The sequence below is a fragment of the Luteibacter aegosomatissinici genome (assembly GCF_023078495.1).
In the GTDB taxonomy this organism is placed as follows: Bacteria; Pseudomonadota; Gammaproteobacteria; order Xanthomonadales; family Rhodanobacteraceae; genus Luteibacter; species Luteibacter aegosomatissinici.
Window position 1 is genome coordinate 1,545,889 of the sequence record NZ_CP095742.1, and the last position, 22,397, is coordinate 1,568,285.

The 22,397-nt window shown below is 62.6% G+C and carries 26 protein-coding genes and 1 tRNA gene; 15 read left to right on the top strand and 12 right to left on the bottom strand.

Going from position 1 to position 22,397, the window contains the following annotated elements; translation table 11 throughout:
* Nucleotides 1-4 precede the first annotated feature (4 nt).
* The 11 genes from L2Y97_RS06810 to L2Y97_RS06860 form a co-directional block, all read right to left on the bottom strand.
* Nucleotides 5-1,075 (bottom strand): TrbL/VirB6 family protein, encoded by a 1,071-nt coding sequence (locus L2Y97_RS06810; RefSeq protein WP_247434669.1) that lies wholly within the window; start codon nucleotides 1,073-1,075, stop codon nucleotides 5-7.
* An 82-nt stretch (nucleotides 1,076-1,157) separates the two neighbouring features.
* Entirely contained in the window at nucleotides 1,158-1,955 is a 798-nt protein-coding gene (locus L2Y97_RS06815; RefSeq protein WP_247434672.1) for a hypothetical protein, read from the bottom strand.
* A gap of 21 nt (nucleotides 1,956-1,976) precedes the next feature.
* Entirely contained in the window at nucleotides 1,977-4,439 is a 2,463-nt protein-coding gene (locus L2Y97_RS06820; RefSeq protein ID WP_247434675.1) for a VirB4 family type IV secretion/conjugal transfer ATPase, read from the bottom strand.
* A gap of 57 nt (nucleotides 4,440-4,496) precedes the next feature.
* Nucleotides 4,497-4,811 (bottom strand): VirB3 family type IV secretion system protein, encoded by a 315-nt coding sequence (locus L2Y97_RS06825; RefSeq protein WP_247434678.1) that lies wholly within the window; start codon nucleotides 4,809-4,811, stop codon nucleotides 4,497-4,499.
* A complete protein-coding gene (locus tag L2Y97_RS06830; RefSeq protein ID WP_247434680.1) occupies nucleotides 4,804-5,226 on the bottom strand; it encodes a TrbC/VirB2 family protein in 423 nt (140 codons plus the stop codon). The genes L2Y97_RS06825 and L2Y97_RS06830 overlap by 8 nt, the downstream gene beginning before the upstream one ends.
* 67 nt (nucleotides 5,227-5,293) lie before the next feature.
* Complete coding sequence (locus L2Y97_RS22515) at nucleotides 5,294-6,406, bottom strand: lytic transglycosylase domain-containing protein (RefSeq protein ID WP_425492832.1); 1,113 nt, start codon at nucleotides 6,404-6,406, stop codon at nucleotides 5,294-5,296.
* A gap of 57 nt (nucleotides 6,407-6,463) precedes the next feature.
* Complete coding sequence (gene virB11 / locus L2Y97_RS06840) at nucleotides 6,464-7,501, bottom strand: P-type DNA transfer ATPase VirB11 (protein WP_247434682.1); 1,038 nt, start codon at nucleotides 7,499-7,501, stop codon at nucleotides 6,464-6,466.
* 7 nt (nucleotides 7,502-7,508) lie between these two features.
* A complete protein-coding gene (locus L2Y97_RS06845) occupies nucleotides 7,509-8,786 on the bottom strand; it encodes a TrbI/VirB10 family protein (RefSeq protein ID WP_247434685.1) in 1,278 nt (425 codons plus the stop codon).
* Entirely contained in the window at nucleotides 8,783-9,595 is an 813-nt protein-coding gene (locus tag L2Y97_RS06850; RefSeq protein ID WP_247434687.1) for a TrbG/VirB9 family P-type conjugative transfer protein, read from the bottom strand. Before L2Y97_RS06850 ends, L2Y97_RS06845 begins: the two co-directional genes overlap by 4 nt.
* Nucleotides 9,595-10,623: a VirB8 family type IV secretion system protein gene (locus tag L2Y97_RS06855; RefSeq protein ID WP_247434690.1), complete on the bottom strand. Its 1,029-nt coding sequence runs from the start codon at nucleotides 10,621-10,623 to the stop codon at nucleotides 9,595-9,597. Before L2Y97_RS06855 ends, L2Y97_RS06850 begins: the two co-directional genes overlap by 1 nt.
* A gap of 20 nt (nucleotides 10,624-10,643) precedes the next feature.
* Nucleotides 10,644-11,144 (bottom strand): toxin co-regulated pilus biosynthesis Q family protein, encoded by a 501-nt coding sequence (locus L2Y97_RS06860; protein ID WP_247434693.1) that lies wholly within the window; start codon nucleotides 11,142-11,144, stop codon nucleotides 10,644-10,646.
* A 1,016-nt stretch (nucleotides 11,145-12,160) separates the two neighbouring features.
* Here L2Y97_RS06860 and L2Y97_RS06865 point away from each other — a divergent pair.
* From L2Y97_RS06865 to L2Y97_RS06895, 7 genes are all read left to right on the top strand, one after another.
* Complete coding sequence (locus L2Y97_RS06865; RefSeq protein ID WP_247434696.1) at nucleotides 12,161-12,670, top strand: CinA family protein; 510 nt, start codon at nucleotides 12,161-12,163, stop codon at nucleotides 12,668-12,670.
* A gap of 101 nt (nucleotides 12,671-12,771) precedes the next feature.
* Complete coding sequence (gene recA, locus L2Y97_RS06870) at nucleotides 12,772-13,815, top strand: recombinase RecA (protein ID WP_247434699.1); 1,044 nt, start codon at nucleotides 12,772-12,774, stop codon at nucleotides 13,813-13,815.
* On the top strand, nucleotides 13,796-14,314 hold the full coding sequence (locus L2Y97_RS06875) for a regulatory protein RecX (protein WP_247434702.1): 519 nt from the start codon (nucleotides 13,796-13,798) through the stop codon (nucleotides 14,312-14,314). Before recA ends, L2Y97_RS06875 begins: the two co-directional genes overlap by 20 nt.
* A gap of 70 nt (nucleotides 14,315-14,384) precedes the next feature.
* Complete coding sequence (alaS, locus tag L2Y97_RS06880; RefSeq protein WP_247434704.1) at nucleotides 14,385-17,018, top strand: alanine--tRNA ligase; 2,634 nt, start codon at nucleotides 14,385-14,387, stop codon at nucleotides 17,016-17,018.
* A 302-nt stretch (nucleotides 17,019-17,320) separates the two neighbouring features.
* The gene (csrA, locus tag L2Y97_RS06885; protein ID WP_247434707.1) at nucleotides 17,321-17,524 is read left to right on the top strand and encodes a carbon storage regulator CsrA; all 204 of its coding nucleotides are present in this window, start codon (nucleotides 17,321-17,323) and stop codon (nucleotides 17,522-17,524) included.
* An 80-nt stretch (nucleotides 17,525-17,604) separates the two neighbouring features.
* Nucleotides 17,605-17,697, top strand: a tRNA-Ser gene (locus tag L2Y97_RS06890).
* Between the two features lie 117 nt (nucleotides 17,698-17,814).
* A complete protein-coding gene (locus L2Y97_RS06895) occupies nucleotides 17,815-18,219 on the top strand; it encodes a globin (RefSeq protein ID WP_247434710.1) in 405 nt (134 codons plus the stop codon).
* 3 nt (nucleotides 18,220-18,222) lie between these two features.
* On the opposite strand, the gene L2Y97_RS06900 is transcribed toward L2Y97_RS06895, so the two are convergent.
* The gene (locus L2Y97_RS06900) at nucleotides 18,223-19,152 is read right to left on the bottom strand and encodes a hypothetical protein (RefSeq protein WP_247434713.1); all 930 of its coding nucleotides are present in this window, start codon (nucleotides 19,150-19,152) and stop codon (nucleotides 18,223-18,225) included.
* Between the two features lie 36 nt (nucleotides 19,153-19,188).
* On the opposite strand from L2Y97_RS06900, the gene L2Y97_RS06905 reads away from it, so the two are divergent.
* The 8 genes from L2Y97_RS06905 (at nucleotide 19,189) to L2Y97_RS06940 (ending at nucleotide 22,321) form a co-directional block, all read left to right on the top strand.
* Nucleotides 19,189-19,521 carry an FAD-binding monooxygenase gene (locus L2Y97_RS06905; RefSeq protein ID WP_247434715.1) on the top strand — a complete coding sequence of 111 codons (333 nt, stop codon included), beginning with the start codon at nucleotides 19,189-19,191 and terminating at the stop codon, nucleotides 19,519-19,521.
* A 107-nt stretch (nucleotides 19,522-19,628) separates the two neighbouring features.
* Nucleotides 19,629-19,946: a R body protein gene (locus tag L2Y97_RS06910; RefSeq protein WP_247434718.1), complete on the top strand. Its 318-nt coding sequence runs from the start codon at nucleotides 19,629-19,631 to the stop codon at nucleotides 19,944-19,946.
* Nucleotides 19,947-19,981: 35 nt separating this feature from the next.
* A complete protein-coding gene (locus tag L2Y97_RS06915; RefSeq protein ID WP_247434720.1) occupies nucleotides 19,982-20,485 on the top strand; it encodes a RebB family R body protein in 504 nt (167 codons plus the stop codon).
* A gap of 66 nt (nucleotides 20,486-20,551) precedes the next feature.
* Nucleotides 20,552-20,908 carry a hypothetical protein gene (locus L2Y97_RS06920; protein WP_247434723.1) on the top strand — a complete coding sequence of 119 codons (357 nt, stop codon included), beginning with the start codon at nucleotides 20,552-20,554 and terminating at the stop codon, nucleotides 20,906-20,908.
* Between the two features lie 13 nt (nucleotides 20,909-20,921).
* A complete protein-coding gene (locus tag L2Y97_RS06925; RefSeq protein WP_247434725.1) occupies nucleotides 20,922-21,206 on the top strand; it encodes a hypothetical protein in 285 nt (94 codons plus the stop codon).
* A complete protein-coding gene (locus tag L2Y97_RS06930; protein WP_247434728.1) occupies nucleotides 21,203-21,406 on the top strand; it encodes a Ras family protein in 204 nt (67 codons plus the stop codon). The genes L2Y97_RS06925 and L2Y97_RS06930 overlap by 4 nt, the downstream gene beginning before the upstream one ends.
* A gap of 1 nt (nucleotide 21,407) precedes the next feature.
* A complete protein-coding gene (locus L2Y97_RS06935) occupies nucleotides 21,408-21,632 on the top strand; it encodes a hypothetical protein (RefSeq protein ID WP_247434731.1) in 225 nt (74 codons plus the stop codon).
* 5 nt (nucleotides 21,633-21,637) lie between these two features.
* Nucleotides 21,638-22,321, top strand: a complete 684-nt coding sequence (locus L2Y97_RS06940; RefSeq protein WP_247434734.1) for a hypothetical protein — start codon at nucleotides 21,638-21,640, stop codon at nucleotides 22,319-22,321.
* The last annotated feature ends 76 nt before the right edge of the window (nucleotides 22,322-22,397 follow it).

The window sequence follows — 22,397 nt, forward strand, 5'->3', positions numbered from 1 at the left end:
CTGCTTATGAAGTCGTTTTAGTTACATCGCGATTCGGAGCGGTAGTTCCGTTCATGCGCGTGGACGAATTGTACGTCTGCCCTGCGGTAGAACCCATCTGCGGCCCCGTTGTCGTCGCAGCCGGCGATGGCGGAGAACCATAAGAGCCGGGTGGCTGCCCCTGTGGGCCCGGTCTGCCACCGGTACCACTAAATACGGAGTATGTTAGGGCGCTCCCCAGCGTACCTTGGAAGAACATTGCAGCCATCGGTGGAACGGAGACGATAAGCGTAGTGAGCAATAGGCCGATGCCGCCTTGCTGCAGCGCCAGCGAACTCAAGCCTTCGGCATCCGTACCCAGGAGCTTGTTAGCGATCTTCGCACCCCACATCGCCTCGTTTACGGCAATCATCAGGTCCAACACCATCGACGCGACGACGCTGAGGAGCGCCATCGAGAAAATCGTTCCCAGCCCATACATCAGCCATCGTCGGAACAGATCCTTAGTTTGATCAAATATCAGGCACAGGATGAACAGTGGCCCAAGGCCGATGAAGAGGGCGATTGCGAATTGGTAGAGGAGAAGCATGGCGCCCGCAGCCATGGGGGGGCTAGCCGTACCAAAAGCCGCCAGGAGTTCCGCGCGGGATTTCGCGTCCTGCGATTCCTGGTCACCTGGAACAACTTGCACCGCACTAATCGTGGCGAGTGCGAGCTGGGTCCAGCCAAGGTTCTTATCGATAGCGTCCCTTGTCGTTTCGTCGGTCTTCCCCGTAAAGAACTCGTGGACCTGTTTGTCCAGGGTGTCGGTCAGGAACACCTTGAGATCGGTCCCACCGAAAGCCATGGTGGTGGCGACGCCAACAATGACCGCGATGCGACCCATGGACAGGACAAGGCCCATGAGCGGCTCGCGCATCTGGCCGGTGAGCACACGGTAGCCCTGGACGAGGATCCAGATAGTGACGAGGATGAGCGCGAAAGCAGCAGCCCATTCCGCGATGCGGCTCATCATATCGAAACCAAAGGTCTCGATTTTCTTGCTCAAGAAGTCGTATATGAGCCGATAGTAGATATACGCGGTTACGTCCTGCATGTTCCCTCATCCCGATGCCGCATCGTCGCAGCTGAATATGTCGTTGCGCGAGCGATCGCGCGTTGTTGGCCTGTACGACGAGTCACTGGTTACCGGTAAGCGCGATCTTCAGTGCAACGGTATTGACCACTTGTCCCCAAACGCTGTCCTGGCCGTTAAGTGCGCGGCGTGCAAGGACGGTCTGTTGTTGCTTGAGAAGATTGAGCTGAATGTCGTATTGCTGCATGCTCGACTCCCATTTGGTCTTCGCTAGTTCCATGTTGGCCGAATAGCGCTCGGTTTCCTGGGTCAAGCCTTCGGTGTTTCCGGGTGAATTACCGATCTGAGTCAAGCGCATGGCTGTGATCTGTAGGAAGTTGTCCGTTTGCTTGCGCAATGACTGAAGGTAGAGGACGGTATCGTTGTACTTCCGATTCTCTGTACGAACGATGTTTGCGCAGATTGTCTTCTGTTGGCCGAGGACGTCAGAGTTTGGATTGACCAGCGATGTAAGCGAAGATGTCACCTTATCGATGATGCTGGACGATGCGCCCGGGCACATGATGTCTACACCGTAGTTCTGATCGATCGTCGTGAAGTTCTGCTCGAGCTGAAAGAGGTCCAGATCGAGTGACTGAAGCTTGTTGAGCTGCTGTTGCCAGAACGCCGCCTGCTCAGTGTAGTGCTGCATGACCTGACCGTAGTGCGCCAGGGTCTTTCCCCACTGGAGCAGTTCCTTCTGGAAGTTGATGGCTGCCTGGGAGATCGCGGTGTAGTCGATCACGGGCATGCCTGCCTTGGCAGTGTCGGTGTGCAGGCTGCAGGTCACCGTGAGTGCAGCGGTAAGGCAGGCTTTCAGTGCATACGACCTGACCGGCTTTGAGATGTTCTTAATGTTCACGGATTCTCTCCTCGATCAGGCTCAGGCAACGCGCTTGGAAGTGGGGGTAGGGCGGGGCGAGGGGCGGCCCTTGCCGCTACCCTTGCGGTTCTCGTAGAACTGCTCAAGCCACTGGTCCGGGCGCAGGTCATCGGGTGAGACGCCCTCGCTCTCGGCACGTGCCGCAAGGACTTCGTGCATGATTTCGATGTTGTCGGTGGAGGCCGAGATGACTGCGAGGGCGTCGTCCAGGCCGCGCAGGTTCAACTGGCACACCGCGGACGCATGGCCCTGTTTCACCAGGAAGCAGCGCGAGCGCTCGTCGAGGCTGACGACCACCTGGTACTCGGCTTCGGTGAGCTTCAGGCCTTCCACGTAGTCTTCCCGGCTGGCGTTCGGGTTGGGCAGCAGGATCATGGTCGCGGTCTGTTCGATCAGCGCGGCAGAGATATCGCTGGCCAGGGCGTCTTCCGGGCTCTGCGTCGCAAAGATGCCCATGCCGTTCTGCTTACGGATGGTCTTCTGCTTGTTCTTCGCGAACTCCTTCAAGCCACCCTTGCCGTCGAGGATCTTCCAGAACTCGTCCATGACGTAGATGAGCCGGCGCCCGTCGATGAGGGCTTCCAGCCTGTGCAGAAGATAGTTGATGACCGGTGCGCGGACTTCCGGGTTATCGATGATATCCGTGTAGTCGAAACCGATGATGTTGGCGCGGGTAAGGTCGACGGTGTCGTGGGGGTTGTCGAACACCCAGCCCAGCGAGTTGCCCGCGGTCCACTTGCGCATACGGATGAAGATGCCATCGTCGCCCATGTTGGGCAGGCTCTTCTGGAAGTTGGTCATGCTGCGCAGGTGCGTCGGCGTGTCGAGCATGTTCTCGACCGCGCGGTAGATTTCCTCTTCTTCGCGGGAGCTGTAGACGCTCTTGCCGGCGAGCACTTTGACCAGATCCACCAGGAAGTGAATGTTCTCTTCCGTGCGCTCGCAGTGGAACGGGTTGAAGCCGGTGGGCTTGCCATTCTCGAGGGCGAGGTAGTTCCCGCCACAGGCACGCACGAAGATCTCCGCGCCACGGTCCTTGTCGAAGAAGAAGATCGTCGGTGACGGGTCCATCTTCTGTACCTGGCTCAGCAGGAAGTTGATGAGCGCGGTTTTACCCGTACCCGACTTACCGATGACCATGGTGTTGGCAATCGCCTTTTCACCAAACGAGTTTTCGGCCGGGTGAGTGGCGTGGAAGTTGAAGAAGTAGGGTTGCCCGTTGGTGGTCTGCAGCGTCGTGACGCACGGACCCCACGGATTGTTTTCCTTCTTGCCGGTCGCGAAGTTATGCAGCGGTGCCAGGCCGAGGAAATTGAGCGAGCTGACGTTGGCCAGGCGCGTGCGGTACTTCCAGTTACCGGGGAACTGGGCGTAGAACGCGGCCGTCACGGCCAGGTCTTCCTTGACGGTAACGAAGCCGGCATTGGAAAGTTCGGCGCGCGTGGCGGCCAGGTTCTGCGATAACTGCTCCTGGCTCGCGGCATACACGGCCATCGTGAAGTGGTACTCGCCGAGCACGAAGTTGCCCGAGGCGAGCTGGTCCATGGCATGGTCGAGCTCGATGATCTGGCTGACGGCCTTGTCACCCGAGGAGATCATCATGCCCTTGGTACGTTCCAGCGCAGAGAGCGCGTTCTGGCGCCCCATCGGCGAGAACGAGTGGGTGATGACGTACTCGAAATCGAGGTACTTCAGGCCATTCAGGATGCCCGGGTAGGTACCTTCGACGTATTCCTTCAGATTCAGGATGGCGCCGAAGTGATTCTGGCCGCTGGGGGTGGTCAGGACAAAGTCGCCCGTCTTCGCGGAGAAGCGCTGGCGGCTGACGGGCAGGTAATCGTAGATCGGCGCCTTGAGCGCCGGGACCGGCTCATCGGTACGGTTGAGGATGTACGCGAAGTGCTCGAGGATCTCCGAGAACACCACACCGTTGGATGCTTCGTATAACCCGAGACGGTAGGGCGCGTAGTCCTTGAGTACGGCCTCGACGTTGCCGGCTAGTTCAAGGATGGTGGAGACGGCTTGCGCCTGCTCCTGCTCGAGCCGTTCGATGTTGGCGCTTTTCTCGACCCAGCGCTTACCTTCCACGATCGGGCGATAGATCATGGTCAGGTACAGCTCGTTCTGCATCAGCTTCTGGCTGGTCAGCGAGGAGAAGTAGGCATCGGAGAGGGTCTGGTTGAAGTCCTGGCCAAACTTGGAGGTATCACGGATGGGCCGGCGACGGCGCACGTCGTGCACCCAGAACGCCAGGTTCGGGTAATCCGGTGCACGCAGCGTCTGCAGCATGCGGTTGAACGAATTGTGCCGGTGTTCGATTTCCCACTCTTCCCGGCCGACGAAGGGCAGACCATCCATGCGCCACACCAATAGGTAATCGCCGCCGGTCGTCTTTACGACCGTCGGGGAGACATGGCTCGACAACGTGATGTGCGTAGCGATGGGTGCGTCTGGGGTGAACATGGCGGCGGTACCGTGGGTTCTCGAAAAGGCCCTGGCACGGTGTGCCAGGGCGGGTGCCTACTTTTTGCGCTTTTCCTTCGCGCGATCACGATAGTTGTTGGGCGTGAATACCCACATGCCATCGTGTTCCTGGACGTTCCTGATACGGGTTCTGAACTGCAGGCGCAGGCCGAGCAGGCGAAAGATCATTTCGTCGCGCTTGGCCATCATCCGCATGATGAAGATCACCACGGGGATGAGGAGCAAGAAGAAGTAGTTGAAGTACATGGCCATCAGCAGGCACGAGCCCGCGCCCATGAAGAACGGGACGTAGGGCACGCCCATGAACATGGGTGGGCGCGTGCAGCCGCGGAACAGTACGTTCTTATGCATGGATGTGCAGGAAGTTCAGGGCGACCTGCAGGGTGTGCATGACCACGCCCACTTCCGGGCACGAGCCCGAGGTGCCGCTGGCGTCGCCGTTGCCGACCACGGTCTTGGCGATCTGGGCAGCCGCGCCGATGAGCACGCCACCGATGAGGGCGGGGGTCACGTCCGAGATGCGCTTGTGCGCAAAGGCGATCTGATAGCCGGAGAAGATCACTGCCACGGTCACCACGACGATCGACGCCGCGTTCAGGATGGTCTTGATGCTGCCGAAGAACCCGCAGACCTTGCCCTGGGTATCGTCCTGGGCGAAGGCAAGCTCGGGCATGAAGCAGAGGGCGACCATGGCGAAGAGCAGCATCGTGTTCAGCAGCGGATGCTTGGACTTCGCGATGGTGGTGCTGAGGTTGGACAGGGGCATCTTTCAGTTCCTTTGTTACGGTTGCTAGGGTTGGCTGCAAGCCGCGCAGCCCGCGGTGGGGTAGCTCCTAAAAAACGAACGCGTCGTCCTTGGTGCCATTGCGCAGATCGGCGTTATCTCTCTGCGGTTGTACGGGTGCCGCAGGTTGTGCCTGCGGCGGCGGATCGTTGGGGCCGGTGACCTGCGGCACGAACACATCGTTGGGACCGGGGGCGGCTTGGTTGCCTGCCGGTGACGCGGCGGACACGCCGATCTGTGACATCACGGCCGCGGTACCGGGATCGGTGCGAATACGCCCGGCCGTCGGCACGTTGCCCTGCGGAAGTTGTGCGCCGATCTGTTGCATTAGTGCCGCAGTGGCCGGATCCGTCGGGATGGGGCCAGGCAGCGGCTGCGGCGTACTGGTCAGCGCTGGATTGGTGATTGGCATGGCACCAGGGATGCCCTGGTTCGCCCCGTAAGCACCGGCCGGATAGGCGTACTGCCCGCCTTGCGCCTGCTGTGCCTGCATCGCGGCCTGGGCGGCTTGTACTGCCTGTGCCGTTTGTAGATCCCCGGCGCCCTGCCCGTAGGCCGGCTGGCCCGCCGCCTGTGCGACAGCGGGACCGATCGCCGCGGCCAACGCGGAATCGGCGACGCTGCGCATCGCGATCCGGTAGGCATCGCCATCGGCGGAAATCGTCTTCACTTTGCCATCGGCGCCGACGACCTTCACTGGCTGGCTTGCCACCACTGGGATGGCGCGTGCGCCAGCGATCATGCCGCTCTTTGCCATGGAGGCAAAAACGCGTTGGACATAGCCGTGCTGGTAGCCGGTGGTGAAGTTCCCGGAGTAGTAACAGCTAAAGGCCTTGCCCCAATCCTTGTTGGCGCTGGCGTAGCACTGGGCCAGGATTTTGGAGCCGGCCGAGAGGTTGGGGCAGAGCGCGAACGCCTTTTCCGGCGTATCCAGCCCGAACTTGCCCAGGTTGGAGCGGTTCACCTGCGCAACGCCGAGTGAGTAGTTGTAGCCCTTGTCTTCCAGCATGCGCACGGTCGCTACCGCCTCAGGAAGATTCTGAGGCTGGCGCACGAGCTGCCCGCCCACCACGCCGATGGCGAATGGGTTTCGGCTCGATTCGACATTGACGACGTGCTGCATCACCTCGGCCGGCACGGCAAGGTTTTGACAGCCCATCATTTCAAGTCCTGGTAGCACCTTTACAACTCCTGTCTCATGACCAATGGTTTTTCTGTGTTACCCCCCGTCCGCACTTAGCGCGCGAGCCGGGTTGAAATCGATGCCGGTGATGTAGCGTCGGCCTGCATGCGCCTTGATGTGAACCACGATGTCGATGGTTAGCATCAGGAGCCGTTTGATCGTGTTGAACTCGAGTCCGGCGCCTTCCGCGGAGGCCTTCACCATCAGCGCTAGCTGGTCCCAGGTTTGTTCCACGCTGCCTGCATGGCAGCTTGTGATCGAACCTGGGTGGCCGGACGCACAATTACGGATGAAGTAGAACGATTCATCGCCGCGTAGCTCGGCAAGGATGATTCGGTCCGGCTTCATGCGCAGGCAGGCTTCCATGCAGCTTTTGGCCGTGACATTGGCCGCGCTCTGGCCGCCCTTGGAATAGAGCAGGTGAACGACGTTGGGCTGGTCGATGAACAGCTCGCGGGCGTCTTCGATGGTGACCAGCCGCTCATCGGCCGGAATGTGGTTCACCAGCGACTTCATGAACGTCGTTTTGCCGCTGCCGGTGGCGCCAGCGACGACAATGTTCTTTTTGTTAAGCACCGCATGGCGGAAGAAATCCGCGTAGCGGCGCTCGGCGCGCAGGTCCAGCAGCTCCTGGTCCGCCTGGCTGATGGTGTTCGCGCCTTCCAGGATCTCGTTGAAGAAGCCGTCATCGCTGTACTGCGCCAGCGTACGGGTCTGCTTGGAGGGCAGACGGATGGTGATCGATACGCGGCCGGCTTCGCAGGCTGGTGGAATGACGAACTGTGCGCGCTGGCCGGTGGGGAAGGTCAGCGACACCACGGGATCCACATCCGTGATGCGCTGGCCGGTGTTGCTTTCGTTCACCACGGCTGTACAGAACTGGCGCGCCCGCTCGAACGTGAGCGAAGGCACTTCCACTTTCTGCCAGCCACCGCGGCGCTCGAGGTAGAGCTCGCCGGGGCGGTTGATGCAAATTTCAGTGACGTCCGGCTCGGCAAGGAAATCCTTCACCCCCAGCACTTCGTACTGGTAGTCAAGGAAGTCGTTGCCGACGGCGGCCAGTGCGCTTTCCATGCGTGCCTCAGTACCGCGCCACGACGCCGTTGAAATCCACATCCTTGGCCACGTAAATGGCGAGGACGGTGCCCTGGTTGATCGTGACCGTGGCAGGACGGTTCGCAGCACGCTGCACCGCCTGGTTCGCCAGCATCTGGATCGTTGCCGCGGTGTTGCTTTCGAACGGGGTCTGGGTCACGACGCCATTGCTGATGGTCGTCTGGCTCGGACCGTGCTCGGCTGCCTCGTACTTGAAGGCATCGCTGAGCAGGCTGATCAGCAGGGCCGCACCGATGCGGCTACCCCAGTGCGCGTTGTACTGGCCTGGGTGGCCGGCACCGCCGAGCGTATCGATACCCGGGCTGGCCATGTTCACGTCGATGCCGGTGGGCGTGACGATGCGATCCCAGATGACCGCGACGCGCGGACCATCGGGTTCCATCTCGTACTTGCCCATCACCTTCGAACCCTTCGGCAGCAGCAAGCGCTTGCCGCTGAACGAGTACACCGGCTCCGTGACGACACACGAGGTGAAGCCCGGGATGTCGGTGATGATGCGGGTTTCCAGCACGCAGCGAATGAACGTACCGCGCAGCATCAGCGTGTCCGGATGCGTGAGCGGGGATGCGCTTGACGCCACATCCGGTGATTTCGCCGTGTAAGCGAGATTGTTGTTGTTGCTCATTCGCGGAACGGGCGCTACTGGCGCTTCCGGATTCGGCGGGAGATTGAATCCGGTCCCGCCTCCCGGGCCACCTGCGTCGCCTCCCGCTCCCTCACCGGTCGCTACGCCGGTGGTCCCCATGCCCGCAGCTGCAATTCGGCGCTCGAGCAACGTTGGCCCACGCGGGCCCTCGGGCTGCTGAGGGCGGGTATCTCGCGGCAATGGTGCGGGAGCCAGCTGAATTGCCTCCGCTGGTGGCGTAGGTGCGAGCGCAGGCGCAGGCGCGGGAAGTGGTTGCACCGGAGGGGCCATGGGCGCATCTGGAACGGTGACAGTCTCTTCTCGAGGCTTCGGCTTTTCCTTAGGTGTCGTAAGGCCGCCAAATGCCCAGAAGCCGATCACGATGAGGAGGAGCGCAATGGCGCCGAGCAACCCAAGCGCGCGGCGGTTCATTCGCTGCATGTCGTTGGAGGTCAGGCGCGGTGCATTGCCGTCGAGATCGGGTGCAGCGGATTGGCGCGTCTGCGAGGCATACGGATTGCCTGCGAGTGGATCGTGCTGTTCGGCGCGATGATCCGACGGCGGCACCTGGCCGTCGTTCGATTCGTCTTCCGGGTGATAAGGATTGTTCGGGCTCACTTCTTCGTGTTCCTTCGCAGACCGACGGCGTTGTCACCGTGGCGAATAACCAGATACGGATACGTGCCGTGGACGACGATGGTGCTGCCCTCCACCGTGGTGTTCACCACCGAGTCCTCACCGTGTTCCTTTTCGCGCATATAGATCGTCGGGAAGTTTCCCGTGGGAAACTGCTTCAGATCAGGCATCTTGATGTACGTGAAGCGGCCATCGTCGTAGACGTTGATCGGCACCAGCCACACCGCGGTCTTGCGCGTCTTCGAGTAGTCGTAATCGAAGTTGTAGTCACGGCCTTTGACCAGCTCGGTATCGAGCATGGGTGCGTCTGCCACTTTCTTCGTTTCCGACATGAAGCTCGTATCGGCCGGGTAGGTGAAGACCACCTTGTATTGCACGCCGGCGCGGCGGGCCTGGTCGAGCGTCTTCCAGTCCGTGGCGACGACCTTGAGTTCGAAGATGTACGAGTGCGTGGCGGTACGAATCATCATGTTCGTATCGACATCGACGTTCTTCGGCTTCACGTAGAAGACGTTCTCTCGACGCGTCAGGTCCCAGCCGCTGCTGAAGCCCGTGCTGTAGTCGAGGATCTTCTCGTTCGGGCTGAGCTCGATCTGCGTTGCGATACCCAGGCCCGTGCGAATCTGGAAGACGCGATCGGGAGCGTATTCATAGGTCGTGACGGCAGCGGGTTGGCCGACGAGCGCAGGCGGCGGAAGAGGGGGCGCGGTTTCCGCCGCGGCGAGGGGCGCTACGCATACGGCGAAGGCCCCGGCGACGCGCTTGAGGCGCATAAGGCTTGAACGGTTCATCAACGGCGCCCTCCATTGGCGGCGCTTGGGGCAGTGGAACGGGCGGCAGGGGCTGCTGCAGCCGGTTGGGCGGCAGGCTGTGCGAGCGGGACGGCACCGGGGTAGCCAGCGCCGGCAGGCATGGGTGCCGGCGGGATGGCACCGTTCTGAAGGGTCTCCTGCACCGGCGCGGCGCCGGGCGCGGCAGCCTGGGGCGCGGCGGCACCTGCAGCGGGCATGTCGTCGGGATCGACGCCGGGCTCGCCCGGTGCGGGCGCAGCCGGTTGCGGCGCGGCGGCCCCTTGCTGCGGGACCTCCGTGGGCACGGCCGTACCGTAGTCGTTGTCGACGCGATAGGTCGTCACCTGGAAGCCGAGCGGGTTCTCGACGCGGCTCTGATCATCCATGAGCAGGTTCGCCTTGTAGACGAACTCCATCGTGGCGATCTTGCTATCGAGCGGCACGGAGCCGCCGGTCGACTTGTCGTATACCGTGCGCTGGAAACGCACCGTGGCGCCCTTGGGTGTCGCGTTAACGCCGCCACCCACCAGCACGATGCTGAGGATCTTGACGCGAATGGCCTTGTTGGTGCCGTACAGCTTGTACGGGCTGTTCGGATTCGCCGGCGAGTGCAGGGCACGGTATGGCGTCGCCACGTTCGGCGCCGCCATGGTCATGACCGTCGGCCAGTCACGCAGGTTCGTCAGCGCCAGGTCGTACGACTCGCGGGCGAGGATGAAGTGCGCAATGTTGCTGCGGTTCACCGCTTCGCTGCTGGTGACCTGGCGGTTCAGCAGGTCATCCGTCAGGCGTGCCAGCTGGCTCGTGCCGGAGTACGGATCGGCAAGCACGATGTACGGCACCTTCTCTTTAAGGGGAAGGACGTAGAAATAGCCGCCAATAAGGCACAGCGAAACGACCAGCGAGCACGAAGCGACCATCCATGCACGCTTTGCGCTTCGCCTTGCTTCGTCCGCGATGGTGACTTCGAAGTTGACGCTGCTCGAAATGACGTCGTCGATCTTCGGTGAGTTCTTTTTCTTAAGCATGCCCCTGCCTCGTCAGTCGCTTACTTCGTATCCGCGCTAGCGGCGACGGGGTTTTCGGGCGCCGGTGCTGCCGGCGTATCGGACGCCTTTGCCTGGGCGGGCGGTGCAGCGGGAGCCGCAACAGGCGCGGGCGGCGGTGCGATGCTGCTGATCTCATCGACGATAAGGTCGGGACCACTCACGACGACAGCCACCCCTTGCGCCGAGTAAATCGAACTCAACTGCGACGCCGCATCACGCAGCTCCGAGGTATGAATCGCGGAGGCCGACTTGGTCAGCGTGAAGTCCGAGCGCAGCTTGTACTGAAGCTTCATGCCGTTGTCGGTGGTCCACCGCGTGAGCATGGTCTTGAGCGTGCCGTCCATTGGGGCCGCGTAATACGTGTACGGGACCGCGAGTGGAATCTCGGTGGTCTTGTCTTCGAAGTGGTTGACGGGCTTCCACGAGCCGCCAAAGTCGCGGGCAGGCGTTGTACCGCAACCCGAAAGGGCTGCGGAAAACACCACTATGATGCCAATCATGGCAAGGTTGGTCTGGCCTATTTTCACGTTGCGCTCATAACTTGTTGAAAAGCAATAACAATGGTTCGAAAGGCGGACATGGCTATCCGCCCCGCGTCGAGCCTGGGCCCGGCAAAGTCAGTTAATGCGTAATCGGCAACAGAGCGCTGCCGCGCGCACGAAAACGTGCATGCGCTGGCCAGCGAGGCTCCGGTGAGGGTGGCGATACTTCGAGCCTGGCCCCTGGTTGTCCGTACATGCGGAGGGCAACGGCACCCCGCGCTTCGTGCAAGCTATCCATTCAAACTTCCTGTTCCGGGCGAGACTGCCGCCCTGCCAATCGATGTAGCGAAGTGGCCCCTGCACAACCCTGCGAGCACAGATGTCGTCGACATCGGCTCGAGCCTTTGGTCTGCAGGTGTTCCCCCTTCATCGGTGCGATTCGAGAACCGCGTCAAAAAAATAGCTCATGAACGTGCAAATGACCAGCACATTCGATACGCATTAAAGTGACGCGTTTCACGGAAAAAACACGACGAACATGGTTGCACACGCAACCATGCGGATGCGTACGTTTATTAGAACACAAAACCCAAGACGAAAAGTTGACAGCGATCGTTCGTGCCGATGAAGCGTGCTGATTGATCAATCTTTGACCAGTGCAGGGCGCGGTAAGTCGAGCGCCATGAGCGACGATCAATGTCGCGATACGGTCCGACATCGTTGCGCATGCATCGCGAAAAGGATGATGTGCGACATCGCTAGAGGCCGCGATAGGCAAGTGGCGGCGTATGCCTGGGAGGTGTCATCCATGCGTGGATCTTCCTGTGTGCGAGTATCCCGGGAGGGGCGATTTCGCGGCGGTGGGGTTGCGTAGCCAGATGGCTAGCCCAACGTGCGAAAAGATACTGTGAACGTCTCGCGGCGGTTGCGCAATTGGGCGGCGCCCACGTCGTGACGTAGGAAAAGCCCTACGCCGCATCGACAGGGTGGGCGGGGCTAAGGTAGAACCGTCCCCTTTACCGTCAGGAACCTCGATGGACTCGCACTCCCCTTACAACGACGCGGCGCTGAACGCGCTGGCGCAGCAGGTGGCCGCCGCGGCGCTCGACAAGCGCGTGATGGTCGCCACCGCCGAGTCATGCACGGGTGGCTGGATCTCCAAGGCGCTCACCGACCTGGCCGGCAGCTCGGCGTGGTTCGAGGCGGGCGTCGTGACCTATAGCTATAGCGCGAAGGAATCACTGCTCGGCGTGAACCCTAGGACGCTTGAGCGCACCGGCGCGGTCAGCGAGGAAACGGTCCTCGAGATGGTGTCGGGTGCGCTGGCGCGCTACGGCGCCGGCGTGGCCGTGGCGGTCACCGGCATCGCCGGCCCGTCCGGTGGCACGGCCGACAAGCCCGTGGGCACCGTGTGGATTGGCTGGAAGCGGCGCGGGGGCTACGCCCACGCGAAGGTGTTCCATTTCGGTGGCGACCGCGAGGCGGTGCGCCGACAGACGGTGGCCGCGGCGCTCGCTGGAATAGTCACCGAGCTGAACGGGTAAGCCCGGCCGGCTGTGGCAAAATCACCGTCTGACGGATCGCAGTCCCTGAGACCCCGCTCCGGCAAGATACCTACCTATACACAAGCACACCGGAAACTACGATGGACGACAATAAGCGCAAGGCGCTGGCGAGTGCCCTCGGCCAGATTGAAAAGCAGTTCGGCAAGGGTGCCGTCATGCGTCTTGGCGACCGCGTGGACGACCAGATCGACACCGTCTCCACCGGCTCCCTGGGCCTGGATATCGCCCTGGGCATCGGCGGCCTGCCGCGCGGCCGTATCGTGGAAATCTACGGTCCGGAGTCGTCCGGTAAGACCACGCTCACCCTGCAGGCCATCGCCTCGTGCCAGCGCAACGGCGGTACCGCCGCGTTCGTCGATGCCGAGCACGCGCTGGATCCCACCTACGCCGAAAAGCTTGGCGTGAACGTGGCCGATCTGCTTGTCAGCCAGCCGGATACCGGCGAACAGGCGCTGGAAATCGCCGACATGCTCGTGCGCTCCGGCGCGGTCGACATGGTGGTGGTCGACTCGGTCGCGGCGCTCACGCCCAAGGCCGAAATCGAGGGCGAAATGGGTGATTCCCACGTCGGCCTGCACGCCCGCCTCATGAGCCAGGCCCTGCGCAAGCTCACGGCCAACATCAAGAAGTCGAACTGCCTGGTCATCTTCATCAACCAGATCCGCATGAAGATCGGTGTGATGTTCGGCAGCCCGGAAACCACCACCGGTGGTAACGCGCTGAAGTTCTACGCCTCGGTGCGCCTGGATATCCGCCGCATCGGCGCGGTGAAGAAGGGCGAGGAAGTCATCGGTTCGGAGACCCGCGTCAAGGTCGTGAAGAACAAGGTGGCCCCGCCGTTCCGCCAGACCGAGTTCGAGATCCTCTACGGCGAGGGCACCTCGCGCGAAGGCGAGATCATCGAACTGGGCGTGCGCGAGAACCTGATCGACAAGTCGGGCGCCTGGTACAGCTACAAGGGCGATCGCATCGGCCAGGGCAAGGAAAACGTCCGCCAGTTCCTGCGTGATAACCCGGCCATCGCCAACGAGATCGATACCGAGCTGCGCGCCCGCCTGCTGGTGAAGCCGGGCACGGGTGCCGCCAAGGCCGACGCCGAGCAGGATGAGGTCGAGGAGGCGTAATCCCGGGGCGGGCGAGCAGGGTGGCGAAAACACCCCGGATCGCCCGGCCCGCACGGCTTACGACAAGGCGCTGGGCCTGCTGGCCCGGCGCGAGCACTCTCGCCGCGAACTCCGGCAAAAGCTGGATCGCGGCGGTTTTGCGCGTGATGAGGCCGCCGATGCCATCGAGCGGCTGGAAGGCCAGGGCTACCAGGATGACGGGCGCTTCGCCGAGGCGCTGGTCCGTAGCCGGGTAGGGCAGGGTTACGGGCCGGCCCGCATCCGCGCCGAGCTGCGCAGCCAGGGCATTAGCGATGCCCGGATCCGCGAACTCCTTGAAAACGCGGACGTCGATTGGCACGACCTGGCCGCGAATCAGCTCCGCCGACGCTACGGATCGGCCTCCGCCGACCCGGCGGAACGGGCACGGCGGGCGCAATTCCTCTTGCGTCGCGGCTTCGCCGCCGCCACAGTACGTGTTCTTACCCACGCCGATGCGGAAGACCCCGACGACGACTGAAGGCAGCTAGCCTTGCTATTCGTGACTGGGCGCCTTTCGCGATCCTCGCAGCCCCAAGCCACGATCGCACATGAAAACCGCCGACATCCGTTCGACCTTCCTGGATTTCTTCCGCAAAAAGGACCACACCATCGTGCCCTCGGCATCGTTGGTGCCGTCGAACGACCCCACGCTCCTGTTCACCAACTCGGGCATGGTCCCCTTCAAGAACGTGTTCCTCGGCAGCGAAAAGCCGGGCTACGTCCGTGCGGCCGACGTGCAGCGCTGCCTGCGCGCTGGCGGCAAGCACAACGACCTTGACCAGGTGGGCTACACGGCCCGCCACCACACCTTCTTCGAAATGCTGGGCAACTGGTCGTTCGGCGACTACTTCAAGCGCGATGCCATCCGCTACGCGTGGGAGCTGCTCACCGAGGTCTACAAGCTGCCGGCCGAGCGCCTGTGGGTCACCGTGTACCACACCGATGACGAGGCCTACGACCTGTGGAACAAGGAGATGGGCGTCCCGGCCGAGCGCATCGTGCGCATTGGCGATAACAAGGGCGCGCCGTTCGCTTCGGATAACTTCTGGCAGATGGCCGACACCGGCCCCTGCGGCCCGTGCACGGAAATCTTCTACGACCATGGCCCGGATGTGGCCGGTGGCCCGCCCGGTTCGCCGGATGAAGATGGCGATCGCTATATCGAGATCTGGAACCTCGTGTTCATGCAGTTCGATCGCGCGCCCGATGGCACGCTCAGCCCGCTGCCGGCGCCTTGCGTCGATACCGGCATGGGCCTGGAGCGCCTGGCGGCCGTGCTGCAGCACGTGCACTCCAACTACGAGATCGACCTGTTCGCGTACCTCATCCGTGAGGCCTCGCGCCTGACGAACACGGCCGACCTGGGCAACAAGTCGCTGCGCGTCATCGCCGATCACATCCGTGCCGCATCGTTCCTTATCGTCGATGGCGTGCTTCCGTCGAACGAGGGCCGTGGCTACGTGCTCCGCCGCATCATCCGCCGCGCCCTGCGCCATGGCTGGATGCTCGGCGTGCGTGGTGACTTCTTCTGGAAGATGGTCGCGCCGCTCGTTGAAGAGATGGGCGAGGCCTACCCGGAAATCGCAGCCAAGCGCGCGTTCGTCGAGCAGGCGCTGAAGGTGGAAGAGGAGCGCTTTGGTGAAACGCTCGAGCACGGCATGCGCCTGTTCGATGACATCGCCTCGAAGTCCGGCAAGATCATCCCGGGCGCCGACGCGTTCCGTCTGTACGACACCTATGGCTTCCCGGTCGACCTCACGGCGGACATTGCGCGCGAGCGCGACATGACCGTCGATATGGAAGGCTTCGAGCGCGCCATGGGCGAGCAGCGTGCCCGTGCCCGCGCCGCCAGCAACTTCTCGACCAAGGCGCAGCTGCCGGCCGAAGTGGCCAGCGCGCTGCAGCCGACGATCTTTACCGGCTACGACGCCCTCGACCTGGCTGATGCCAAGGCGGTGGCCATCGTGCGCGACGGTAAGTCCGTGGATCAGCTGGCCGATGGCGAGGAGGGCTTCCTCCTGCTCGACCGCACCCCGTTCTATGCGGAATCGGGCGGCCAGGTCGGTGATACCGGCATGATTCGCAACCCGTCGGGTGCCCTCGCGGTGGAAGACACCCAGAAGGTCGGCGGCGCGTTCTTTGCCCACTTCGGCACCTGGCAGGGCTCGGCCCCGTTGCTGAAGGGCGCCGTGGTCAGTGCTTCGGTGGACGGCGCCCAGCGCCAGGCCACCGTGCTGAACCACTCGGCCACCCATCTGCTCCATGCCGCCCTGCGCACCGTGCTGGGTGACCACGTGACCCAGAAGGGCTCGCTGGTGGCACCGGAGCGCCTGCGCTTCGACTTCTCCCACTTCAAGCCGGTCACCGGTGAGGAACTGGCCGAGATCGAGCGCATGGTGAACGACGAGGTGCGCCGCAATGCGGCCGCCGAGGTTCACCACATGGGCTACGACGACGCCATTGAATTCGGCGCCATGGCCCTGTTCGGCGAAAAATACGGCGCCGAAGTCCGTGTGCTGAAGATGGGCGATTTCTCGACCGAACTCTGCGGCGGCACGCACGTAGGCCGCACGGGCGACATCGGCCTGTTCAAGATCGTCTCCGAGTCGGGCGTGGCCGCGGGCATCCGCCGTATTGAGGCGGTGACCGGTGCGGGCGCCATGGCACGTGTGGCCGATGAAGAGCGCATCCTCAGCGAGGTGTCGGGCCTGCTCGCCGCCACGGGCGACGATGTGGTCGAAAAGCTGCGCCAGCTGTTCGATAAGCAGAAGAAACTCGAAAAAGAGGTTGAATCCTTCAAGGCCAAGGCCGCCAGCTCGGCCTCGGCCGATCTGGTCGATACCGCCACGGATGTCGCCGGTATCAAGGTCGTTGCCGCGCGCCTGGAAGGCCTCGACGCCAAGTCCCTCCGCGACAGCCTGGACGTGCTGAAGCAGAAGCTGGGCGACTGCGCCGTCATCCTGGCGGGCGCGGCCGACGGCCGCGTATCGTTGGTGGCAGGCGTTGGCGGCTCGGCCCTGGGCCGCGTCAAGGCGGGCGACCTGGTCGCCGAGGTAGCCTCGAAGATCGATGGCAAGGGCGGCGGCCGCCCGGATATGGCGCAGGGCGGTGGCGTGGATAGCCCGGCCTTGCCCGGCATCCTGGCCGGCATCCCTGCCTGGGTCGAAGGCAAGCTTCGCTGAACGAACCCCCGCTGGACCCTAAAGGGGCTGCCGTAAAGGCGCCCCTGTACACGGATTCAGCCGTTCCTGCGTTGCACCACCTTGATTGGCTCAGCTAGTATGATCCGAATGTCGAAACGCATTTTTCGGCATCGGTCAGTCGGGTCGACATAGGCAGGACAGCTGGTCAGCGACACGCACACAATACGCCGGGGAAGGCAGATCGGCCTTCGATGGTCGATAAGTCAATCCATCGGCGGCAAGACTCGGGGTGAGTTGTCGTTGGTGGGGAAGCCAATACCTGATTTTATGGAGTATCAATCATGCTGATTCTGACCCGCCGGGTCGGTGAAACCCTTATGATCGGCGACGAGGTGACGGTCACCGTTCTGGGTGTCAAAGGTAACCAGGTGCGCATTGGTATCAACGCGCCTAAGAATGTCGCAGTCCATCGCGAAGAGATTTACCAGCGCATCAAGAACGAACACGACCAGGATCCTGCCGGCCATACCGGTGACGACCAGTAACAGTAAAAGCTTTACGGCCGACGCAAGGATCAGTATCCTTGCTGGCTCGTTCGGGCACTAGCCTCGCGAACGATCAAAATGGAGAGTTGCCCGAGAGGCCGAAGGGGCTCCCCTGCTAAGGGAGTATAGGGTCAAAAGCCTTATCGAGGGTTCGAATCCCTCACTCTCCGCCAGTTACGCAAGACGCCCCTAACGGGGCGTTTTGCGTTTCTGCGTCCGCAAAATTGACCGCGCTCAACGGCCCCGGCGCCCCGCCTGCCTACGCTCCCCGTTTTACCCGCAGGCCCCGCATGTCCATCGGCTACAACGACCTCCACACCAGCTTCGGCCGGTGCCTCCGCTCGCGCGGCTTCATCGGCCGCTTCTACGACATCCTTCTCGCCCGCGACGAAGGCATCCCGCCGCTGTTCGCCAAAACCGATTTCCAGAAGCAGCATATGGCCCTGCGCCGCGGTATCAGCCTGGCCATCTCCTGGGCTGCCGGCGACGGCATGGCCCAGGGGCCGGTAAACGAGATGATCCGCGTCCACGCACGCAAGGGCAGGGCGCCCGTGCCACCAGCTATCCACGATCACTGGCTCGAGAGCCTGATGCAGGCGATCAAGGAGCGCGACGACCAACTGACCCCAGCATTGGAAGCACGCTGGCGCGAAGCCATGGGCAAAGTGGTTCGCGCTTTCGCTGAGGCCTATTAACGGCTACATCGAAACCACCTCCTTCAACGCCCGGCAGATCGACACCGCAAGCTCTTCCTGCTCGCGAATGCCAAACTGCGCCGAGCGATCGAAATGCCGGGCCCAGGTCACCTTGCTGATCGAGGCATCGATCAACCGGATCGATGTGCGCATACGCTCCGCATCCACGCGAACGCTGCCTTCAATCAACCGACGTGGTGCCGGCGTGTCGTCGCCGTCGGTGAAGGTGATATGGGCGGGTAGCACGAGGGGCGGCGCGCTCCAGGTGAACACATCGCCGAACGACGAGACGAGCTGGTTCAGCAGCTCCTCGTACAACCCGCTCGCAAAAGCCTGCCCCTCGGCACGCTCGGTAATGTGCCGGATGGGTTGCACCATCAGGTGCGTGCCTTTCAGTCGTGGCCGCTCGTGCCGTACCACCCGGCGGAAGGTGGGCGTGTAGCGGCCCACCGGGATGGTGATCTCCACATCGCCGGTCATGGCGTTATCGGTGTAATAAGCCGCTAGCCGGTGGCGAAGACGCCCCACCTGGACCCGCACCGACGGGTCTTCGGAGAGGTAATCGGCCGGGTCCCGGCCGAAAACGGCTATGCCGATCGCGTACTCACTGATGGCTTTTTCGCCGGCCAGCGCCTGGTGGATGAGGAAATCGAGTAGCCGCCTCATCCGGTGAGCCTTCTGGAAAGCGTCGCTGGCCATGATCGAGGCGCACGCTGATCGTATTTCCCCTTCGTCGATATCCTGGCTTTCGTCGATTTCCGTTTTCACCACGTCCCCCTGCCAATCCAATCCTGCGATCGCGCGGGCTCCGACGATAACCGCACGGCGCCCGGGCGCCGTGGTTGTTACCGTAACAACGGGCAAATCGTTACCGTAACGATACTTATGCCGCCCCCTCGGCGTGCCTAGCATCCCCCCATCGACGCGATGCATGGCGCCATCGCGATCGCCACTTCATGGGGGATACCAATGGCCGGCCAGCTTCCTGACGACATCGTCCAGGCAATCGCAATTTCCAACGCCAAGTCCATTGGCGAGCAGCCGGCCATCCTGGCGAACCTGGCCCTGGCCCAGCAGATCTTCAACCAGAACATGCAGCAGCAGATCAGCCTGAGCCAGCAGCAGGCGATGAACCAGGTGCAGATGGCGGCCGCGGCCAAGTGTGTCGCGATGATCGAAACCGCCGGTGGCTGCAAGAACCAGGCGTCCATCGACCAGATGGGCAAGGACATCGAAAAGATCACCCAGGAAATGGGAAAGCTGTTCAAGGACAGCGGGAGCAACCCTTCCGGCGGTGCATAGCGAATTCATGCGCATTCATCGTGCATGAGTGCGCTGGATGCCCTTCACAGGGGCCCAAGCAGGCAAGTCGTTTCCATTAATCACGTCACTCACTAAGGAGCCACACCATGGCCGCTCTGCCCGAAGAAGTCGTTACCGCCGTTGCGATCGGCAACCTCAAGTCCATCTCCGAACAGCCGGCGATGCTCTCCAACCTGGCCTACTCGAACACGGTGGCCGTCACCAACCTCTCGCAGCAGAACGCGGTGGCCAACCAGCAGGCGATGAACGAGCTGGGCCTGTCCATCGTCGCGAAGGCCTCGAACACCATCAGCAACCTCGGCCCCCTCGAGGCGCGCTCGGCGGTGGACATCCTCACCAACAACGAGCTGGCCGAAACCATTGCCGACCTGAAGGCGACGGTGCAGGCGTTCGCGAGCAAGTAAGCCGGTAGGTCGGCCGTCACATCGGAGTGCAGAACATGCTTGATGAACAGATTGTCACCGCCGTGGCGACGGGCAACCTCAAGGCGATCGCCGAGCAGCCCGCCCTGTTATCCAACCTCGCTTATTCGAACGTGGTTTCCACTAACAACCTCGGTCGGCAAAACGCGGTGGCGAACCAGCAGGCGGGTAACGAGATCACGCTGCCACTGGTCGCCAAGGCCGTGTCTACCGTGAGCGACCCGGGCCCGCTGGCGGCTCGTTCGGCGGTGGATGTGCTCACCAACAACGAGCTGGCGGATTCCATCGCTGATCTGAAGTCGGTCATTGAGGCTTTCGCCAAGGGTGAGGGTGGCCACCGCCACCACCACCGGCTGCGGGATCTCGAACTGACCATCGACGAAAACGGCCGCCTGGTCATCGTCGTGCTCAGGGGTGAGCTGCCGGAGATCTTCGTGCCGGGCAGCTTCACGCGGGAGTCGGTGGATGTTCGGGTGGATACCAGCCGGGGTGCGTACATCCGGATCAGGAAAGCCCGGTAACCGTGATGCGGGAAGAAGGGCGGGGCGGCAACGGTGCCGCCCCGCAACCAAGGGGGTATGCGCTACATGGATACGGTTGAGGCGGTCGAGATCAGCATTACCGAAGGTGGCCCGGATAACGGCCCCTTGCCCAGTGTGTTGACCATGAATGCACTGGCGGCTGCGCAACAGGGCGCGGCGATCACTGACCTTGCCCTTGGTAACCAGGTGAGCGCCAGTGCCGTGGCCGCACGCGCGCAGGTATCCCACCAGGATGCGCTGAACCGTCTGCGGCAAATGATCCTCAGCCGCGCGGTGATGACCGTGGATACACCGGGGCCGAAGCTCGCGCGCTCTACGACCGTCGTGCTGACGTCCAGTGCGCTTGCCCAGGATATCGCCGATCTCAAGGCGTCCACTGCCGCATTCGGCGACACGAAATGAGCGGAGACGCCGCATGGAAGAGTTCAACCGCATGCTCATCGACCAGATCAATGATCGATTGAAGCAAAGTTTTGATGCCAACCTGCAGGCCGGCGAGTACTGCGTCGTAAGGGCGCGCGTGCAGGGTGTGCTTTCGGTGCTGCCCGCCGCGGCGGCTGGTGACGATGCCGTCTGTGGTCCGGCATCGTTCGCGGATTGCATTGCTTATATCAACGGCCGCTTCGTCAACGAACCGTTCCTGCTGCGCGATCCCGCGCCGCCACATCACGCCACGCCACCGCCCGGAGAGACGCCATGAGCCAGCCGGAAACCATTGCGCAACTCGGCAAGGTGGTGGAAGACATCGCCGAATCGATGACCAAAGTCGCCACGAACATCGCGTTGCTGGGCGTGGAAGGCAATGCCGACGAACAGATGCGCATCATCACGGAAGAGAACAACAAGGTGCTCGATCGCATCCGCACGCTCTACCACCTGCCGCCGGCACCGGGGCGCTGACATGGCCGCCAGTGGTTCCATCGTCGATACGCCGCTCGCCGCCGCGAACGCTCTCAATGCAGTAGCGCTGCCCGAGGCCGAAGCGGGCTACACCTTCATGATGGAGATACTGGGCAACCAGGCGACGCCACTGATATTCGGTTCGCTGGTGCTCAGCGCGGGCGCGATCATCGAAGGACTGGCCGCCTATGAAACCACCGCGATCGCTGCGGCCGGCGCAGGGTGATCGGCATGAATGACAACGCCGCACCGCGCCCCTTACCGGAGCAACTGGCGATCGTCGCATTCCCCGGTGCCTACACGCAGGCGGGCACGCCGCAAGCACCGCCGGGCGATTTCTTCATCGTGCGCGCGGACGCCAGCGAGGTGTCGTTGCCCGGGCATGACGCACCCTGGCTGACGGTATCGCCCCCGGCGCCCATCGTGCCCGGCATGTGCCGCATAGCTTATAGCGCGACCGATAACACGCGCCTGGCGCGGCATGTCGATGTGCCGGTGGTGGTGAAGGGCAAGCGCTACGGCGTGATGATTCGCCAGCAGGCGGGCGAGCTCGTGCAGACGGAGCTTGCGCGCACATTGAGTAGCCCGCTCAACATCGATTGCCTGATCGCGATTGGCTTCATTGCGAGCCTTATCCAGAAGATCCCGCTGCCACCGATCAAGCTCATCGTGACGATCGTCGTGATCCTTGCGCTGATCGCGTTGGGCTTCGCGGTATCGGCATTGCGCCACGGCTTTGCGAACGTGCCCGAGCCGAAGCCGCTTTCCCCCGATACCAACGGCGTGCCCATCACGCTGTTTCCCGGCGTCACCGTGCCCGGGTTGCTTCCGCTGGCCGCCATCGCCGCGGAAGACCAGACCATCGCATTACAGACAGTCCAGGAAATCTACTGGCTGATCGAGGAAGTGGGCTAGCGGCCGGCACCCGGCCAACCCGGATGGACCCGGCGGAGCCCCAGCCCACTCCGCGCCTCATGGGTCGTCCTTCATT

Coding starts and splice junctions, on each gene's coding strand:
- L2Y97_RS06810 (WP_247434669.1), bottom strand. CDS start 1,075: ATGCAGGACGTAACCGCGTATATCTACTATCGGCTCATATACGACTTC.
- L2Y97_RS06820 (WP_247434675.1), bottom strand. CDS start 4,439: ATGTTCACCCCAGACGCACCCATCGCTACGCACATCACGTTGTCGAGC.
- L2Y97_RS06825 (WP_247434678.1), bottom strand. CDS start 4,811: ATGCATAAGAACGTACTGTTCCGCGGCTGCACGCGCCCACCCATGTTC.
- L2Y97_RS06830 (WP_247434680.1), bottom strand. CDS start 5,226: ATGCCCCTGTCCAACCTCAGCACCACCATCGCGAAGTCCAAGCATCCG.
- L2Y97_RS22515 (WP_425492832.1), bottom strand. CDS start 6,406: ATGATGGGCTGTCAAAACCTTGCCGTGCCGGCCGAGGTGATGCAGCAC.
- virB11 (WP_247434682.1), bottom strand. CDS start 7,501: ATGGAAAGCGCACTGGCCGCCGTCGGCAACGACTTCCTTGACTACCAG.
- L2Y97_RS06850 (WP_247434687.1), bottom strand. CDS start 9,595: ATGAACCGTTCAAGCCTTATGCGCCTCAAGCGCGTCGCCGGGGCCTTC.
- L2Y97_RS06855 (WP_247434690.1), bottom strand. CDS start 10,623: ATGCTTAAGAAAAAGAACTCACCGAAGATCGACGACGTCATTTCGAGC.
- L2Y97_RS06860 (WP_247434693.1), bottom strand. CDS start 11,144: ATGATTGGCATCATAGTGGTGTTTTCCGCAGCCCTTTCGGGTTGCGGT.
- L2Y97_RS06865 (WP_247434696.1), top strand. CDS start 12,161: ATGGACTCGCACTCCCCTTACAACGACGCGGCGCTGAACGCGCTGGCG.
- recA (WP_247434699.1), top strand. CDS start 12,772: ATGGACGACAATAAGCGCAAGGCGCTGGCGAGTGCCCTCGGCCAGATT.
- L2Y97_RS06875 (WP_247434702.1), top strand. CDS start 13,796: ATGAGGTCGAGGAGGCGTAATCCCGGGGCGGGCGAGCAGGGTGGCGAA.
- alaS (WP_247434704.1), top strand. CDS start 14,385: ATGAAAACCGCCGACATCCGTTCGACCTTCCTGGATTTCTTCCGCAAA.
- csrA (WP_247434707.1), top strand. CDS start 17,321: ATGCTGATTCTGACCCGCCGGGTCGGTGAAACCCTTATGATCGGCGAC.
- L2Y97_RS06895 (WP_247434710.1), top strand. CDS start 17,815: ATGTCCATCGGCTACAACGACCTCCACACCAGCTTCGGCCGGTGCCTC.
- L2Y97_RS06900 (WP_247434713.1), bottom strand. CDS start 19,152: ATGCATCGCGTCGATGGGGGGATGCTAGGCACGCCGAGGGGGCGGCAT.
- L2Y97_RS06905 (WP_247434715.1), top strand. CDS start 19,189: ATGGCCGGCCAGCTTCCTGACGACATCGTCCAGGCAATCGCAATTTCC.
- L2Y97_RS06910 (WP_247434718.1), top strand. CDS start 19,629: ATGGCCGCTCTGCCCGAAGAAGTCGTTACCGCCGTTGCGATCGGCAAC.
- L2Y97_RS06915 (WP_247434720.1), top strand. CDS start 19,982: ATGCTTGATGAACAGATTGTCACCGCCGTGGCGACGGGCAACCTCAAG.
- L2Y97_RS06920 (WP_247434723.1), top strand. CDS start 20,552: ATGGATACGGTTGAGGCGGTCGAGATCAGCATTACCGAAGGTGGCCCG.
- L2Y97_RS06925 (WP_247434725.1), top strand. CDS start 20,922: ATGGAAGAGTTCAACCGCATGCTCATCGACCAGATCAATGATCGATTG.
- L2Y97_RS06930 (WP_247434728.1), top strand. CDS start 21,203: ATGAGCCAGCCGGAAACCATTGCGCAACTCGGCAAGGTGGTGGAAGAC.
- L2Y97_RS06935 (WP_247434731.1), top strand. CDS start 21,408: ATGGCCGCCAGTGGTTCCATCGTCGATACGCCGCTCGCCGCCGCGAAC.
- L2Y97_RS06940 (WP_247434734.1), top strand. CDS start 21,638: ATGAATGACAACGCCGCACCGCGCCCCTTACCGGAGCAACTGGCGATC.